This is a genomic window from Comamonas suwonensis (genome assembly GCF_012844455.2).
In the GTDB taxonomy this organism is placed as follows: domain Bacteria; phylum Pseudomonadota; class Gammaproteobacteria; order Burkholderiales; family Burkholderiaceae_C; genus Comamonas; species Comamonas suwonensis.
Genome location: NZ_JABBCQ020000012.1, coordinates 36,690 through 52,540 on the forward strand (window position 1 = coordinate 36,690; position 15,851 = coordinate 52,540).

A 15,851-nucleotide genomic window follows, 5' to 3' on the forward strand; every position below is an offset into this window, starting at 1 on the left:
GGTAAGTGCGGAGAGGGTCGGGTAAAGCCCTGTCTTGAAATTTTGGAAAGCGAATTTTTGTAAGTTAGCGGTCAGTTGTCGCTTTGATATTGGGCAAGCAGGTGAGTTGGCAGCACCTGATATTTCAAAAATCAAGGAGACAACCATGGCCATCAACGCGACAGCAAATGTAGGAGGTAAGTCGGCCCCGCGGCCGATGACCCCGGAAGAGCGCAAAGTCATCTTTGCGTCCTCACTCGGAACGGTTTTCGAGTGGTATGACTTCTATCTGTACGGTTCGCTGGCGGCCATCATCGCCAAGCAATTCTTCAGTGGTCTGGATTCAGGCTCCGCCTTTATCTTTGCGCTGCTGGCCTTTGCGGCGGGCTTCATCGTGCGTCCATTCGGTGCGCTGGTGTTTGGCCGTCTGGGGGACATGATCGGGCGCAAATACACCTTTCTGGTGACGATTTTGCTCATGGGTCTGTCCACTTTCATCGTGGGCATCCTGCCAACCTACGCCAGCATCGGCGTGGCTGCACCCATCATCTTGATCGTGCTGCGCATGCTGCAAGGTTTGGCGCTGGGCGGTGAGTACGGCGGTGCTGCCACCTATGTCGCTGAGCATGCGCCGGACGGCAAGCGCGGTGCCTATACCTCCTGGATTCAGACCACGGCCACGCTGGGCTTGTTCCTGTCGCTGCTGGTGATTCTGGGTGTGCGCACATCGCTGGGCGAAGAGGCCTTTGCGGACTGGGGCTGGCGCATTCCGTTCCTGGTGTCCATTCTGCTGCTGGCGGTTTCCGTGTGGATTCGCATGACGCTGTCTGAATCGCCTGCCTTCCAGAAAATGAAGGCAGAGGGCAAGGTGTCCAAAGCTCCTCTGACGGAATCCTTCGGTCAGTGGAAAAACCTCAAGATTGTGATTCTGGCGCTGGTTGGTTTGACAGCAGGCCAGGCCGTGGTCTGGTACACGGGACAGTTCTACGCGCTGTTCTTCCTGACGCAGCAGCTCAAGGTGGACGCTGTGACGGCCAATCTGCTGATTGCGGCTGCGCTGCTGCTGGGCACGCCGTTCTTTGTGATCTTCGGTACGCTGTCGGACAAAATTGGTCGCAAGCCCATCATCATGCTGGGCTGCATTCTGGCGGTGCTGACTTACTTTCCCGCGTTCAAGGCGCTGACCGAAGCGGCCAACCCAGATCTGGCTGCGGCACAGGCCCGGAACAAGGTGGTTATCGTTGCTGACCCTGCGGAATGCTCGTTCCAGTTCAACCCGACGGGGACCTCCAAGTTCACCAGCTCCTGTGACGTGGCCAAGCAAGCGTTGGCCAATCGCTCGGTGAGCTATGAAAGTGAAGATGCGCCTGCCGGAACGCCTGCGGTCATCAAGATCGGCAGCGACACGATCGCCGGCTATTCACTGGTGGGTTTGAGTGGCGACGAGCTGAAGGCCAAGGGTGCAGCATTCAACAAGGCCGTGACCGAGACCCTGAAGAAGGACGGCTACCCTGACAAGGCAGACCCGAGCAAGATGAACAAGCCCGTGATGATCGCCATCTTGTTCTATCTGGTGCTGTTGGTGACCATGGTCTACGGCCCTATCGCAGCCATGCTGGTGGAGCTGTTCCCCACACGTATCCGCTACACCTCGATGAGCCTGCCTTACCACATCGGTAATGGCTGGTTTGGCGGTCTTTTGCCCACCATGTCGTTCGCCATCGTGGCGCAGACCGGCAATATGTATAACGGCCTCTGGTACCCCATCATCATCGCAGGCGTGACCGCTGTGATCGGTACGCTGTTCGTACCCGAAACCAAGGACCGCGACATCTACGCAGAAGACTGATTCGCTTCATGAGTGCTGCAATTTACGCAGCACTATTTTCAATGCCCGCAAGGCGAATGCCGCGCGGGCATTATCGTTTTTACCTAGTGATGAGTTGTGACAAAGGTGTGGCAACAAAGCATCATTGCGTCGATTTTTTGAGCCGCAGATCCAGCATTTCAGAGCGGCCCACCTAGAATCGACCCTAGCCGCGGTAAGGCATCAAACCTACAGCCAATGCGGTGCAAAAAACACTATCTCAAGATACAGGAGCATTGAATGACCAAGATGACTCGCATCGCACTGGCCGCACTGGCTGTGATGGGCGCAACTACCGCAATCGCACAAAGCAGCGTGACGCTGTATGGTCGTATCAACACCACGGTTGAACGTCAAAAGTCTGGAAACCAGACCGTCACAGGCATGCAGAACAACGCTTCGCGCTGGGGTATCCGTGGTACCGAAGACCTGGGTGGCGGCTTGAAGGCTGGCTTCACTTTGGAGTCCGGCTTCAATTCCGATACCGGCACGGGTTCCGGCTGGACACACCCAACGACCGGTATGTCGTTTGCTCGTCAAAGCGAAGTCAATCTGTCGGGCGGCTTCGGTATGGTGCGTCTGGGTAACTTCGTGCCCGAGTCTTACTATGCAACTGCCGACTATGTCAGCATGCATAACCACGACACGGGTTCTTCCTCGGATGCTTTCTACGATGACCCAGTTTGGTTTGGTGGTGTCAACGGTGGTGGCCTGAGCACGCGCAACAAGATCGGCTATCGCACTCCTAGCATGGGCGGCGTGACTGTCGATGCTGCGATCTCTCTGGCTGAAAAGGATCCGGCTTTGTTCCAGAAGAACAAAAATGGTTACGACCTGGCCGCCAACTACAACACCGGTCCTGTGCATCTGGGCGCAGGCTACAGCAAGGTTGGCGACAACTGGCAAGCGGCTTTCCGTGGCCTGTACACCTTTGGTCAGTTCACGGTGGGTGGTTACTATCAGCGTAGCCACGTGGGCTTTGCCCTGCCCGGTCAAGTCGCTGCAGGCAATCGCAACAACTTCCGCCTGTCGGCCATGTATGCACTGGGCGCATCGGAATTCCACGCCAACGTGGGTCGTGCCAACAAGTGGAGCAATATCGCCGACTCCGCCGCAACCCAATACACGCTGGGCTACAACTACAACCTGAGCAAGCGCACCAAGGTCTACGGTTACTACACCAAGGTTAACAACAGCAAGGGCGCTGCTTACATGACCGGCACGGCCGGCGCAGACTTCAGCTCCTTCGCTCTGGGCGTGCGCCACAACTTCTAATGTGTGCACTGCGTAAGCGGTGTCTCCAGCACCTGCAGCTGACAATGCAGACCATTACTCCAAGTTCATACCCCATGTCGAAAGACATGGGGTTTTTTCTTATGCATTCGGCTTGTGTCAGTAAGCTCCGAGAAATGTGTGCCGGTTTCAATGAATAGCGATCAGCGCATGGAAAGTGCAGCCCTTCGCGACAACATCAAAAGACTGGAGACAAGCATGTGGAAGCTGGTGGTTGGATTTATTGTGTTTGCAGCGGTGTCGCTGTTCGTCATCATGAAGGCGGGCGACAAGGTGGATATGAGTGGTGAAAAGCATGGCGCAGACGCCATCTCTGCTCCGGCAGAAACCAAGTAAGAAGCCTGATATCAAACGAAAGCCCCGCAAGCCGGGGCTTTTTCTTGTGGGCGACTTCGTGATTTTGCAAAGCCGTAATGCACGTGCGGATCTGCGGTGCATGTCAGGACTGCCTAGAATGTTTGGCCTCCATAGAAAAGACCGCAGAACATGACGCAAGGCCTGATTCGTATTCGTGGTGCACGCCAGCACAATCTTCGCAATCTGGACATCGATATCCGCACCGGTGAGCTGACCGTGGTCACGGGCCCCAGTGGCTCGGGCAAGTCCAGCCTGGTGTTCGATACGCTGTACGCCGAAGGCCAGCGCCGCTATGTAGAGACCTTTTCGGCCTATGCGCGCCAGTTTCTGGATCGCATGGACAAACCTGCGGTGGACAAGGTCGAAGGCGTCCCCCCCGCGATTGCGATTGACCAGACCAATCCCGTGCGTAACTCCCGCTCTACCGTGGGAACGATGACGGAGATCAACGACCACCTCAAGCTGCTGTTTGCGCGTGCTGGCAGTCTGTTTGACCGAGAGACGGCATTGCCCGTCAGCCACGATACGGCAGACACTATTTATGCCGCTCTGGCGCAGCGCTGTGAAGCAGCGGGCGACCCGCGTATTGCCATCACCTTTCCGGTCGAGTTGCCAGCCAATACAACCGCAGAAGAAGTAGAGCAATGGCTGTCTGCCAGCGGCTTTACCAAGGTTCAGGCTGAGCGTGAGGTCGAGCGTGCTTTGCCAGCTGGTGAAGACGTTCCCGCCAAGAGCAAGAAGACCAAAGCGGCACCTGAAAAAATCAAGGTGCTGGACGTGATTGCTGATCGTTTTCGCCTCAGCAAGGCGGAGCGTGTGCGAGCCATGGAAGCCATTGAAGTCGGCCTCAAGCGTGGCAGTGGCCGTCTCACGGTCTATGTGCTGCCTGAAAGTGGTGCCGAGGCTGAGCCTGAGCTGTGGAAATTCTCGCAAGGCCTGCATTGCCCCGAAAGCAATCTGACCTACCTGCAGCCCATTCCCTCGCTGTTCTCCTTCAACTCTGCGGTGGGCGCCTGTGATGCCTGCCGTGGATTTGGCCGCGTGATTGGGGTGGACTGGGGGTTGGTGATCCCTAACGACAAGCTCACGCTGCGCACGGGGGCCATCAAGCCGATTCAGACCCCTGCGTGGAAGGAAATTCAGGATGACCTGATGCGCCACTCCGAGGCCGAAGGCATTCCGCGCGATACCGCTTGGGCCAAGCTGACCCAAGAACAAAAAGACTGGGTGATCGAAGGCTCACCCAACTGGAACGGCAAATGGAGCCAGACCTGGTACGGCATTCGCCGCTACTTCGAGTATCTGGAAAGCAAGGCCTACAAGATGCATATCCGGGTGCTGCTGTCCAAGTACCGCAGCTACACCGAATGCCCCACTTGCGGCGGCGCACGCCTCAAGACCGAGAGCTTGCTCTGGCGCATCGGTGGCAAGCAGGCTGCCGACGCTGTGCTTCCCGTCCATGATGCCAGTGGCCGATACCAGCGCTTTATGCCGCAGGGCGTGAACTGGAGCCGTGAGCAACTGGAAGGTCTGCCCGGCCTGTGCCTTCATGATCTGATGCGACTGCCTATTACGCGGCTGCGCGAATTCTTTGCTCAGTTGGCACCAAGCGCCGATGCCGATAAGAACGATGGCGAGGCGCAGGCGCTCAAAATGCTGCACGCAGAAGTGATGACGCGCCTGCAGTATCTGTGCGATGTGGGCATTGGCTATCTCACGCTAGACCGTCAGAGCCGCACGCTGAGCGGCGGTGAGGTGCAGCGTATCAACCTGACCACGGCGCTGGGCACCTCGCTGGTCAACACGCTGTTTGTGCTCGATGAACCATCGATTGGCCTGCACCCACGTGATATGGAACGCATTACCGAAGCCATGCAGCGCCTGCGCGATGCGGGCAACACGCTGGTGGTGGTGGAACATGACCCGGCCGTCATGTTTGCCGCTGACCGGGTGATCGACATGGGCCCCGGCCCGGGTGCGCGCGGTGGCAATATCGTGTTTGATGGAACACCCGATGAGCTGCGCACTGCCGATACCTTGACCGGTGCCTATATGGGGGGGCGCAAGCAAGTCGGTTTCGGGCTCAAGCGCATGGTGCTTGATTTCACGCCGCGCCTGATTCTGGAGGGTGCGCGCGAGCACAACTTGCAAGACATCAGCGTGGACTTTCCGCTGCAGCGTCTGGTGACGATTACTGGCGTTTCAGGCTCGGGCAAATCCACGCTGATTCAGGATGTGCTGGTGCCCGCACTGATGCGCCACTTTGGCAAACCCACCGATGCGGCGGGTGCATTTGACCGCCTGCTGGGTGCTGATCATCTGGCCGATGTGATGTTTGTGGATCAGTCGCCCATTGGCAAGACGGCGCGCTCCAACCCGGTCAGCTATGTGGGGGCCTGGGATGCGCTGCGCGAGCTGTTTGCCGTGGCACCGCTGTCGCGCCAGCGCGGTTACACCGCGTCCAAGTTCAGCTTCAACAGCGGCGACGGGCGTTGCCCGACCTGCGGCGGCTCAGGCTTTGAGCATGTGGAGATGCAGTTTCTCTCGGATGTGTATCTGCGCTGCCCGGACTGCAATGGCACACGTTATCGCCCCGAAATTCTGGAAGTGACAATCGAGCGCAATGGCCAGCTCTTGAATGTGGCCGATGTGCTGGATTTGACGGTCGCCGAAGCGGCCTTGCGGTTCTCTCAAGACCGCGATGTGATTCGTGCGCTGCAGCCCATTGTTGATGTGGGGCTGGAATACGTGAAGCTGGGCCAGCCCGTGCCGACCTTGTCGGGTGGTGAAGCCCAGCGTTTGAAGCTGGCCGGCTTTCTGGCCGAGGCTGCCAAGGCACAGTCCAAAAGCAAGCAGTCGCTGGCCAAAAAAGGCACGCTGTTCCTGTTTGACGAGCCCACCACGGGCCTGCACTTTGAAGACATTGCCAAGCTCATGCGTGCGCTGCGCAAACTGCTTGAAGCCGGACATTCGCTGATCGTCATCGAGCACAACCTGGACGTAATTCGCGCCAGCGACTGGCTGATTGATCTGGGCCCCGAAGGCGGCGATGGCGGCGGTCTGATCGTGGCCCAGGGGACGCCTGAAGATGTGCGCCATGTGAAGGCCTCGCACACGGCACAGGCTCTGCGCGAATACGACCTGGCCATGGGTGTGGGCGGCGAGGCGGTGCGCGAAGTCGCACCCATGCTCTATAAACCGGAGCGCAGAGCCAAGGCGGCACAAGCGCCACAGGCCAAAAATGCGATTGAAATCGTCAACGCCAAAGAGCACAACCTCAAGTCGTTGAGCGTGGATGTGCCGCGTGGCAAGTTCAATGTGGTGACGGGTGTTTCCGGCTCGGGCAAGTCCACGCTGGCCTTCGATATTCTGTTCAACGAAGGCCAGCGCCGCTATCTCGAATCGCTCAATGCCTATGCACGCTCCATTGTCCAGCCCGCAGGCCGGCCCGAAGTGGATGCGGTGTATGGCATTCCGCCCACGGTGGCGATTGAGCAGCGCCTGTCTCGCGGCGGGCGCAAGTCCACGGTGGGAACGACCACCGAGGTCTGGCATTTCTTGCGACTGCTCTACGTCAAGCTGGGCATTCAGCACTGTATTCACGACGATGCCATCGTGCAGCCGCAAACCGAGGAAAGCATTGCCGCGCAGCTGATGACGAACTTCCGCGGCCAGACCATTGGCCTGCTGGCCCCGCTGGTCGTCAACCGCAAGGGCGTCTACACCGAGCTGGCCGACTGGGCGCGACCCAAGGGCTACACCCATCTGCGGGTGGATGGCGAGTTTCTGCCGACCACGGGTTTCCCGCGCATTGATCGCTTCAAGGAACACACGATCGAGCTTCCCGTGGCCAGCGTGACGGTGACTGCGGCCACTGAGAAAGAGTTGCGCGGCCATCTGCGTCAGGCGCTGGAGATTGGCAAGGGCGTGCTGCATGTGCTGTCAGGCCTGGAAAATCTGGCCGATGCCATGCAGGGCGGGCAGAGCACGGCAGGCATTGGTGCGCTGCAGGTGTTCTCTACCCAGCGCGCCTGCCCGGTTTGCGCCACCAGCTATGGCGAGCTGGACCCGCGTCTGTTCTCGTACAACAGCAAGCATGGCTGGTGCCCTGACTGTGTGGGCACGGGCGTGAAGCTGACCAAGGATCAGCGCAAGGTCTATGACGATACCTTGATGGCCGAAGACAACCGGGGCCGCGAGGTGAAATTTGAAGGCCAGGAAGTGGAAGATCTGGCCGAAGTGGCCTGTCCCAAATGCCTTGGCACGCGACTGAATCCCACGGCGCGGGCCGTGAGATTTCACCATGTTGGCATTACCGATGTGGCGCAGCTCTCGGTGACCGATGTGCGTCGCTGGGTGCAGCAGCTGGCGCTGTCGGGTCGTGAAAGCGATATTGCACGCGACCTGATTCCCGAGATCCAGAGTCGTCTGGAGTTCCTTGAGGAAGTCGGCCTCAACTATCTGACGCTGGACCGTGGTGCGCCTACGCTCAGTGGTGGCGAGGCGCAGCGTATCCGCCTTGCCGCGCAACTGGGCAGCAATCTGCAGGGCGTCTGCTATGTGCTGGATGAGCCCACGATTGGCCTGCATGCACGCGACAACCAGATCCTGCTCAACGCCCTGCACAAGCTCGGCGACAAGGGCAATACGCTGGTGGTGGTGGAGCATGACGAGGACACGATTCGCCGTGCCGATCACATCATCGATATCGGACCCAGTGCCGGTATTCGTGGCGGTCGTCTGGTCGCTCAAGGCTCGGTTCAGGACATCATGGCGGCCGAGGATTCCGTCACCGGCCGCTACCTGCTGCATGCCATGCGTCACCCCTTCAAGCCACGCCTGTGGGTGGGCGAGGGCGTGCCTCCCGCAGCACCGGCGGCAGAGTCGCCTGCTATCAATGCAGAAGCTACTAGCGCTGTTGATGTAGCGGTTGCAGAGATAAAACCATCTAAAACCAAGAAAAAGAAAGCGGCAGCAGCTACTGAAAATGTAGTGGCTGAGGACAGCAATGCACTGCACTGGCTCAGCGTGCTGGGCGCTCATCTGCACAACCTGCAGCACGTGGATGCCCGCGTTCCGCTCAAGCGCCTGGTGGCGGTGACGGGCGTTTCTGGCTCGGGCAAGTCCACGCTGGCGCGCGATGTGCTGCTGACCAATGTGGCGGCCTGGGTGCAGCAGCGATCGACCAAGGCGGGGCGCGATGCCATGGATGCAGGGCAGGCGCCCAAGCTGGTCGGCTGCAAGGGCATCAAGGGCTTTGAAACGGTAGACCGGGTGCTGGAAGTCGATCAGACACCGATTGGCAAAACGCCGCGCTCCTGCCCGGCCACCTATATCGGCTTCTGGGACACGATTCGCAAGCTGTTTGCCGAAACGCTGGAAGCCAAGGCGCGCGGCTATGCGGCCGGGCGCTTCAGTTTCAACACCGGCGAAGGCCGCTGCCCGGCTTGCGAAGGCCAGGGCGTGCGCACCATCGAAATGAGCTTTTTGCCCGATGTGAAAGTGGCTTGCGAGGTTTGCCACGGCGCGCGCTTCAACCCCGAAACACTGGCCGTGACCTGGCGCGGCAAGAACATCGGCGATGTGCTGCAGATGGAGGTCGATGCGGCGGTGGAGTTCTTTGCTGCCATGCCTTCCATTGCGCACCCGCTGCAGCTGCTCAAGGATGTGGGGCTGGGTTATCTCACGCTGGGCCAGCCATCGCCTACGCTGAGCGGTGGCGAGGCCCAGCGTATCAAGCTGGTGACCGAGCTGACCAAGGTGCGTGATGAAGTCGGCCGCCGGGGCCAGAAGGCACCGCATACGCTGTATGTGCTGGATGAGCCCACAGTGGGCCTGCACATGGCGGATGTGGACAAGCTTATCCACGTGCTGCACCGCCTGGTGGATGGTGGCCATAGCGTCATCGTCATCGAGCATGACCTGGACGTAATTGCCGAGGCGGACTGGATCATTGATCTGGGCCCCGAAGGCGGCAATGATGGCGGCCGCATCGTGGCGGAGGGTACGCCAGAGGAGCTGGTCAGGATCGGTACCCACACAGGCAAGGCATTGGCGCCGGTTCTGGCACGGCAGTGATGCCATAAAAATATTGCGCAAGGGTTGAAGCACTACACAGAAACTCCACGCTGCTCCGAATAATCAGCGTGGAGAAATGAGTGGCACCACGGTGTCCGGGTGCGCGGTTGCATCCGGGGTTGCTGCTGAACCCATGTCTGAAACGGTTGTCTTGCGCGGGCCTGAAAGGCCGGACTTGCTGCGCCATGAGGTGCTGGCGGATATTTTTGAAACAACGGCAGCTGCCCATCCTGAGCAGATTGCGCTGATGGAGGGGCAGGGCGATCAGCTGCGGCAACGCAACTATGCCCAGCTGGATGCAGAGGCCAGCCTTGCAGCCCACCGGCTGATCGAGGCCGGCATACGCCCCGGCGACATGGTGGGCCTGTGGCTGCCACGCGGCATCGAGCTGCTGACCCTGCAACTGGCCATTGCCAAGACCGGGGCCGCCTGGCTGCCCTTTGATGCTGAAACCCCGCTGGAGCGCATTGCGACCTGCCTTGAAGATGCACAGGCCAAGGCACTATTGATTGCGCAGCAGCATACGCAAGCAGTACAAGCGCAACAGAGTATTACGGCGCAGATATTTTCAGAAGTGGATCTGCTGACGGCATTGCCCGAAGGCGTTGATCTGTGCCGCCGTGAGGGCGCATTGCCCAGTCACCCGGCCTATGTGATCTACACCAGCGGCTCCACGGGCAAGCCCAAAGGCATTGCCATCACGCAGGGCAGCATCTGCCATTTTTTGCGCAGCGAGAATGCGCGCCTGGGCGTGCGCCAGAGCGACAAGGTTTACCAAGGTTTCTCGGTGGCCTTTGACATGTCGTTTGAGGAAATCTGGATCAGCTATCTGGTGGGGGCCACCCTGTGGCTGGCCCCGCGCGAGATTGCTGGCGATCCCGAAGCTCTGCCCGCTGCGCTGATTGCGCAGCAGGTCACGGTGCTGCATGCCGTGCCCACGCTGCTGGCGCTGTTCGCGCAGGACGTGCCCAGTCTGCGCCTCATCAATCTGGGCGGCGAGATGTGCCCTGAAACACTGGTGGCGCGCTGGGCCAATGCGTCCCGCCAGATGTTCAACACCTACGGGCCTACCGAGGCCACGGTGTCGGCCAGTCTGGCCGAACTCAAGGCAGGCGAGCCCGTGACCATTGGCTCCCCCCTGCCCAATTACGCCATGCTGGTGGTGCAGGTGATTGAGTCGGATAGCTTTCCCGCAGGCACGGCCCCCGCGCTGCATGGCTTGCCGCAGGGCGAGGTGGGCGAGCTGTGCATTACCGGCCCCGGCGTAGCCACAGGCTATCTGGGTCGGCCAGAGCTGACGGCCGAGAAATTTCTGCACAACCCCTGGGCCAACGGGCCGCAGGACGAGCGGCTTTACCGCACGGGTGATCTGGCTCGCATTGATGAGCAGGGGCAGATTCACTGCCTGGGCCGGGCCGATGATCAGGTCAAGATTCGTGGCTTTCGGGTGGAGCTGGGCGAGATTGAAGCCGTGCTGGCGCAGCAACCGGGCGTGGGCACCACGGCGGTGCTGCTGCGCCAGGATGACGGCATGGATCAACTGGTGGCCTTTTACGTGCCCAGCGATGAGCCGCCCACGCCATCAGCGCTGCGCAGCGCGCTGGCCGAGCGGCTGCCGCCTTATATGGTGCCCGCGCGCTTTGATGCCTTGAGAGAGATGCCGCGTCTGACATCGGGCAAGATCGACCGCAAGGCGCTCAAGGCCATGCAGCTGTCTGCCGTGGTGGACTTGTCTGACTCCGATACACCGGAGACTCTAGCTGAAGAGGTGCTGTTTGCCGCACTGGCGCAACTTTTCCCCGGGCAGCCCGTGCGCCGGGGGCTGGATTTTTTCAGCGATCTGGGCGGACACTCGCTGTTTGCTGCACGGCTGATTTCGCAGCTGCGTGCTGACCCGCGCTTTGCGCAGGCGACCGTGAGCACGATTTATCAGCAGCGCAAAATCGGTTTGATTGCCGAGGCCTTGCAGGCGGTCATGTCGGTGGGCGATGCTGCGGCGCAGGAGCGCCCTTTTCGCATTCACTCCGCGTGGCGGCGCTGGCGCTGCGGGGCGGCCCAGGCGCTGGTAATTCCGCTGCTGGTGCTGATCAAGATGGCGCAGTGGCTGGCGCCATTTTTTACCTACCATTTCTTCACCGGCGATGAGATGGACTCCGTGCCTTTTGCCGTCGAGATGTCGGTGCTGGCATTTGCCATTGCCACGCTGGCCGAATTCGCCATCGCCTGGGCCGGAAAGTGGCTGATCGCAGGGCGATTGAAGCCGGGCCGCTACCCGCTGTGGGGCTTGACGTATTTCCGCTGGTGGCTGGCTGACAGGCTGGTGGATGCCGTGCCGCTGGCCATGATCACCGGCTCATCACTGCACCCGGTGTGGCTGCGCATGCTGGGCGCGAAGGTGGGGCATGAGTGCAATCTGGGCTCGATGACGGTGCGTGCCCCTGACCTGTTGCGCATCGGTGATGGCGCAAGCATTGGTAATGCGGTCAGCCTGGAAAATGCCCGCGTTGAAGGTGGAGAGCTGGTGCTGGGCCGTATCGACATAGGCGATGAAGTCTGCATTGGCTCGTATGTGGTGATTGAAGGCAATACGCGACTGGAGGACTGGGCGCATCTGGAAGGCCAGTCCGCACTGGCCGATGGCACGGTGCTGTCTGCGCGCAGTGTGTGGGCGGGGTCGCCTGCGCGAGAAGTCGGTCGCTTCGATCCTGCCAGTCTGCAGCCGCGCCACCTGGTGGGCCGTTTGCGCAAGGCGGCCGAAATGCTGGCTTATCTGACGGGTGGTCTTCTGGTTGCCACGCTTTTCTTCATGCCGGTGTTCCCGACCTTCATGCTGATCGACATTCTGGATATTGAAGAAATTTCGGTCAGGCCGTTGCTGGAGCAAGGCATTGTCGATGCGGGCGGAGCCTTTGTGCTGCGCCTGATCAAGTTCTTCTTGCTGGCTCTTCCTGCCAGTGCGGTGCTGGTGGCCTGCACGGTGCTGGTAGCGGCACTGGTGCGCTATCTGTTTTTGCCACGCACCAAGGCAGGCACCTGGTCCATTCACAGTCGCCGCTATCTGGGTAAATGGATGGTTAACCAGATTCAGGAGGCCAGCCTGAGCACGTTGCATGGCATTTATGCCACGGTGTATTCATCGACCTGGTACCGGCTGCTGGGTGCCAAGGTGGGCAAGCAGACGGAGCTATCCACCGCATTGGGCGTGGTACCCGACATGCTGACGCTGGGCGACGAATGCTTTGTGGCCGATGCGGTGATGCTGGGCGATGAGCATATCGACGGCGGCTGGATGACGGTCAAGCCCACGGTTGTTTCGCGCCGCAGTTTCATTGGCAATGGGGCTTATGTGCCGGATGGCTCGACCATTCCTGAAAACGTGCTCGTCGGCGTGATGACGGCCGTGCCGCGCAATGCCGATATGCAGAGCGGCGATACCTGGCTGGGATCGCCCGCCATCAACCTGCCTGCGCGCGAAGTGGCTCAAGGCTACCCGGAGCACCTGACGTTTGCACCGTCGCTGTGGCGGCGCGTGGGGCGCGGGCTGGTGGAAGCCTTCCGCATCGCCGTGCCCCATGCACTGGTGATTGCCGTGGGTTACGCCGTGGTGCTGGATGCCATGCCGCTGGCCTCTGCCGACCGCTGGGGTGCAGTGGTGCTGGACTTGGCCATTTCAGGTGTGATCTTTGGCATGGTGGTCTTTGTGCTGGTGGCGCTCTTCAAATGGCTGGCCGTGCGCCGCTACAGCAAGACAGCCGTGCCCATGTGGACGCCGTTTGTCTGGCTCTCTGAAGCGGTTACCAATCTGTATGAAGGCCTGGCGGTTCCCAACTTCCTGCGCTATCTGCGCGGCACGCCCTGGCTGCCGCTGGCGCTGAACCTGATGGGTAGCCGCATTGCCTCCAGTGCCTGGCTTGATACCACGGACATCACGGAGCACGACTGTGTGCAGATCGGCGAACACAGCGAACTCAATGCACTTTGCTGCCCGCAGACGCATCTGTTTGAGGATCGAGTGATGAAGATCGACCAGGTGCTCATAGGCAGCCGCGTGACCATGGGTGCCCGCTGCACGGTGTTGTATGGCGCAACGGTGGGCGACGGCGTGCAGTTGGGGCCGTTGACGCTGGTGATGAAGGGCGAGGCTTTGCCTGCGGCCACGCACTGGCACGGCGCGCCTGCATCGCCCGTGCCGCTCAAGGTGGCATAGGCCGGTGCAGGTTCAGCACTGCGTTGTGGAGGGCGGGGCACTGCAGGGTGTCCCGCAGTTGCGGCTGTTGCAGGGCTTGAGTCATGACAGAGAGTCGGCGCGATTTCAGGCCCGCGTGGCCTTGCGAAGTTGTCTGGCCCGGGAACTGGCTTGCCCTGAAGCTGCCTTGCACATCAGCAATCAGCGTAATGAGGCTCCGCAACTGTGGCTGCATGGCGAGAGGCTGTCACAGCCCTTTTGCTCCATCAGTCATACGCCGGGGCTGGCTCTGCTGGCATGGCATGACGGCGGGTCGGTGGGCGTCGATATTCAGGCAGTGAACGAAGGAGTGTCGCGCCATGAATTACGGGCAGTGGCTCAGATTTTTCTAGCGCCAAATACGGCTCAAGCGCTTGATGGTATTGCGCTAGATGCTCTGTTTTTCAAAGCCTTTGCAAGCGCCTGGGCCGCGCAGGAAGCTCGTTTGAAATGCGCGGGTGTGGGCCTGGTGGAGTGGAGCGTCAAACTCGAAGCCTCTCTGGCATGTCTGCATTGCACACCCGTGGCACTGGCGGATGGCTATGCAGCCGCTGTTGCATGGCATCTGCGTTAAGACTATGTAGATCACTGAATCCAGCCGCCGCGCCTGGGGTGAATGCTCAGAACCGTCTCATGGTTTTCGCCTGCATGAGAAGCAGCGCATTTTGCGAAGTCCGGGCAGCTTTTCCACTTCCGCAAGCACCATGAAAAAGGGCTGCCAATCTTTCGATTGGGCAGCCCTTGATTCAAGTCTTGGCGATTACTGGAAGCCCAGCATATGCGGCAACCAGGTGGAGAGTTGCGGAATGAAGGTCAGCATGCACAGCACGACAAAGTGCGCCAGCAGGAACAGAGGCATCTCTCGCGTCAGGTCGGTAATCGAGACGCGCGTGGCGACCGAGGTCACAAACAGCAGGCCACCCACGGGCGGCGTGATCATGCCCAGCGTGAGGTTGACGATCACCACCATGGCAAAGTGCGTGGGATCAATGCCAAGGCTGAAAGCGATGGGGGCCAGGATGGGCACCAGAATCATCACGCCCGGCAGCGGCTCCATGAAGATGCCGAAGACCAGCAGCAAGATGTTCACCGCGACCAGGAACATCACGGGGGACAGCTCCCAGCTAACGATCAGCTCGGATAGGTATTGCGGAATGCCTTCCACCGTCAGCACCCAGGCAAAGGCAGCCGAAGTCGCCATCACCAGCAGCACGGATGCGGTGAGCATGGCCGAGCGCGCCAGAATGCCGGGCAGGGCCGACCATTGCAGCGTGCGGTAAATCCATTTGCCGCAGACCAGCGCATAGAACACGGCCACCACCGAGGCTTCGGTGGGTGTGAAGATGCCGAAGCGGATACCTACCACGATGAGCACGATCAGCATCAATGCCGGAATGGCCTTGAAGCTGTTGACCCACATTTCGCGAGCCGAAGGGCGGGGATCGGTTGAACGATAGTCGCGCTTTTTGCAGACCCACCAGTTGACGGCGGCCATGGCCAGCGCAATCAAAATGCCGGGGATGAAACCGGCCATGAACAGACCGCCCACCGATACATTTTCATCTTGCAGCGCATAGATGATCATGCTGACGGAAGGCGGAATGATGGGGCCGACGATGGCAGTGCTGGCGGTCAGTGCCGCAGCATAAGGGCGGCTGTAGCCGGCCTTGTCCATCATCTTGACCATCATGGAGCCGGGGCCGGCCGCATCGGCCAGGGCGGAGCCGGAGATGCCCGAGAACAGCGTGAGCGACATGACGTTGGCATAGCCGAGGCCGCCCCGCAGATGACCTACGAACTGTGCCGCAAAGCGCAGCAGAACATGTGTGAGTGCACCGCCTGACATCAGCTCGGCGGCCAAAATGAAGAAGGGAACGGCCATCAGCGGAAAGCTGTCGATGCCGGTGAACATTTCCTTGAAGACGATGAGCTGGGGATAGCGCCCGCCTACGAAGACTGCCAGAGCGGCCGAGATGGCCAGCGCAAAAGCCACCGGAAAGCCCAGCACCAGCAGGACGATGATGGCAATAAATAAAGTGATACCCATGATGT

At 60.1% G+C, this 15,851-nt stretch carries 7 protein-coding genes; 6 read left to right on the forward strand and 1 reads right to left on the reverse strand.

Annotation, left to right across the window (positions count from 1 at the left end):
- Positions 1–145 precede the first annotated feature (145 nt).
- The 6 genes from HF327_RS14260 (at position 146) to HF327_RS14285 (ending at position 14,373) form a co-directional block, all read left to right on the forward strand.
- Complete coding sequence (locus HF327_RS14260; protein WP_198460802.1) at positions 146–1,828, forward strand: MFS transporter; 1,683 nt, start codon at positions 146–148, stop codon at positions 1,826–1,828.
- A 258-nt stretch (positions 1,829–2,086) separates the two neighbouring features.
- Positions 2,087–3,121 carry a porin gene (locus HF327_RS14265; protein ID WP_198460803.1) on the forward strand — a complete coding sequence of 345 codons (1,035 nt, stop codon included), beginning with the start codon at positions 2,087–2,089 and terminating at the stop codon, positions 3,119–3,121.
- Between the two features lie 216 nt (positions 3,122–3,337).
- Positions 3,338–3,475: a hypothetical protein gene (locus HF327_RS14270; RefSeq protein WP_198460804.1), complete on the forward strand. Its 138-nt coding sequence runs from the start codon at positions 3,338–3,340 to the stop codon at positions 3,473–3,475.
- A 150-nt stretch (positions 3,476–3,625) separates the two neighbouring features.
- Positions 3,626–9,574 carry an excinuclease ABC subunit UvrA gene (gene uvrA, locus HF327_RS14275; RefSeq protein WP_198460805.1) on the forward strand — a complete coding sequence of 1,983 codons (5,949 nt, stop codon included), beginning with the start codon at positions 3,626–3,628 and terminating at the stop codon, positions 9,572–9,574.
- A gap of 133 nt (positions 9,575–9,707) precedes the next feature.
- Entirely contained in the window at positions 9,708–13,781 is a 4,074-nt protein-coding gene (locus tag HF327_RS14280; RefSeq protein ID WP_236024201.1) for a Pls/PosA family non-ribosomal peptide synthetase, read from the forward strand.
- A 166-nt stretch (positions 13,782–13,947) separates the two neighbouring features.
- Positions 13,948–14,373: a 4'-phosphopantetheinyl transferase family protein gene (locus HF327_RS14285; protein WP_198460807.1), complete on the forward strand. Its 426-nt coding sequence runs from the start codon at positions 13,948–13,950 to the stop codon at positions 14,371–14,373.
- Between the two features lie 186 nt (positions 14,374–14,559).
- Here HF327_RS14285 and HF327_RS14290 read toward each other — a convergent pair whose 3' ends face one another.
- A complete protein-coding gene (locus HF327_RS14290) occupies positions 14,560–15,846 on the reverse strand; it encodes a TRAP transporter large permease (protein WP_198460808.1) in 1,287 nt (428 codons plus the stop codon).
- Between the last annotated feature and the right edge of the window lie 5 nt (positions 15,847–15,851).

Bases quoted from the DNA above. Each gene is read 5' to 3' on its own strand.
- HF327_RS14270 (WP_198460804.1), top strand. From the start codon at position 3,338: ATGTGGAAGCTGGTGGTTGGATTTATTGTGTTTGCAGCGGTGTCGCTG.
- HF327_RS14290 (WP_198460808.1), bottom strand. From the start codon at position 15,846: ATGGGTATCACTTTATTTATTGCCATCATCGTCCTGCTGGTGCTGGGC.
- HF327_RS14280 (WP_236024201.1), top strand. From the start codon at position 9,708: ATGTCTGAAACGGTTGTCTTGCGCGGGCCTGAAAGGCCGGACTTGCTG.
- HF327_RS14260 (WP_198460802.1), top strand. From the start codon at position 146: ATGGCCATCAACGCGACAGCAAATGTAGGAGGTAAGTCGGCCCCGCGG.
- uvrA (WP_198460805.1), top strand. From the start codon at position 3,626: ATGACGCAAGGCCTGATTCGTATTCGTGGTGCACGCCAGCACAATCTT.
- HF327_RS14265 (WP_198460803.1), top strand. From the start codon at position 2,087: ATGACCAAGATGACTCGCATCGCACTGGCCGCACTGGCTGTGATGGGC.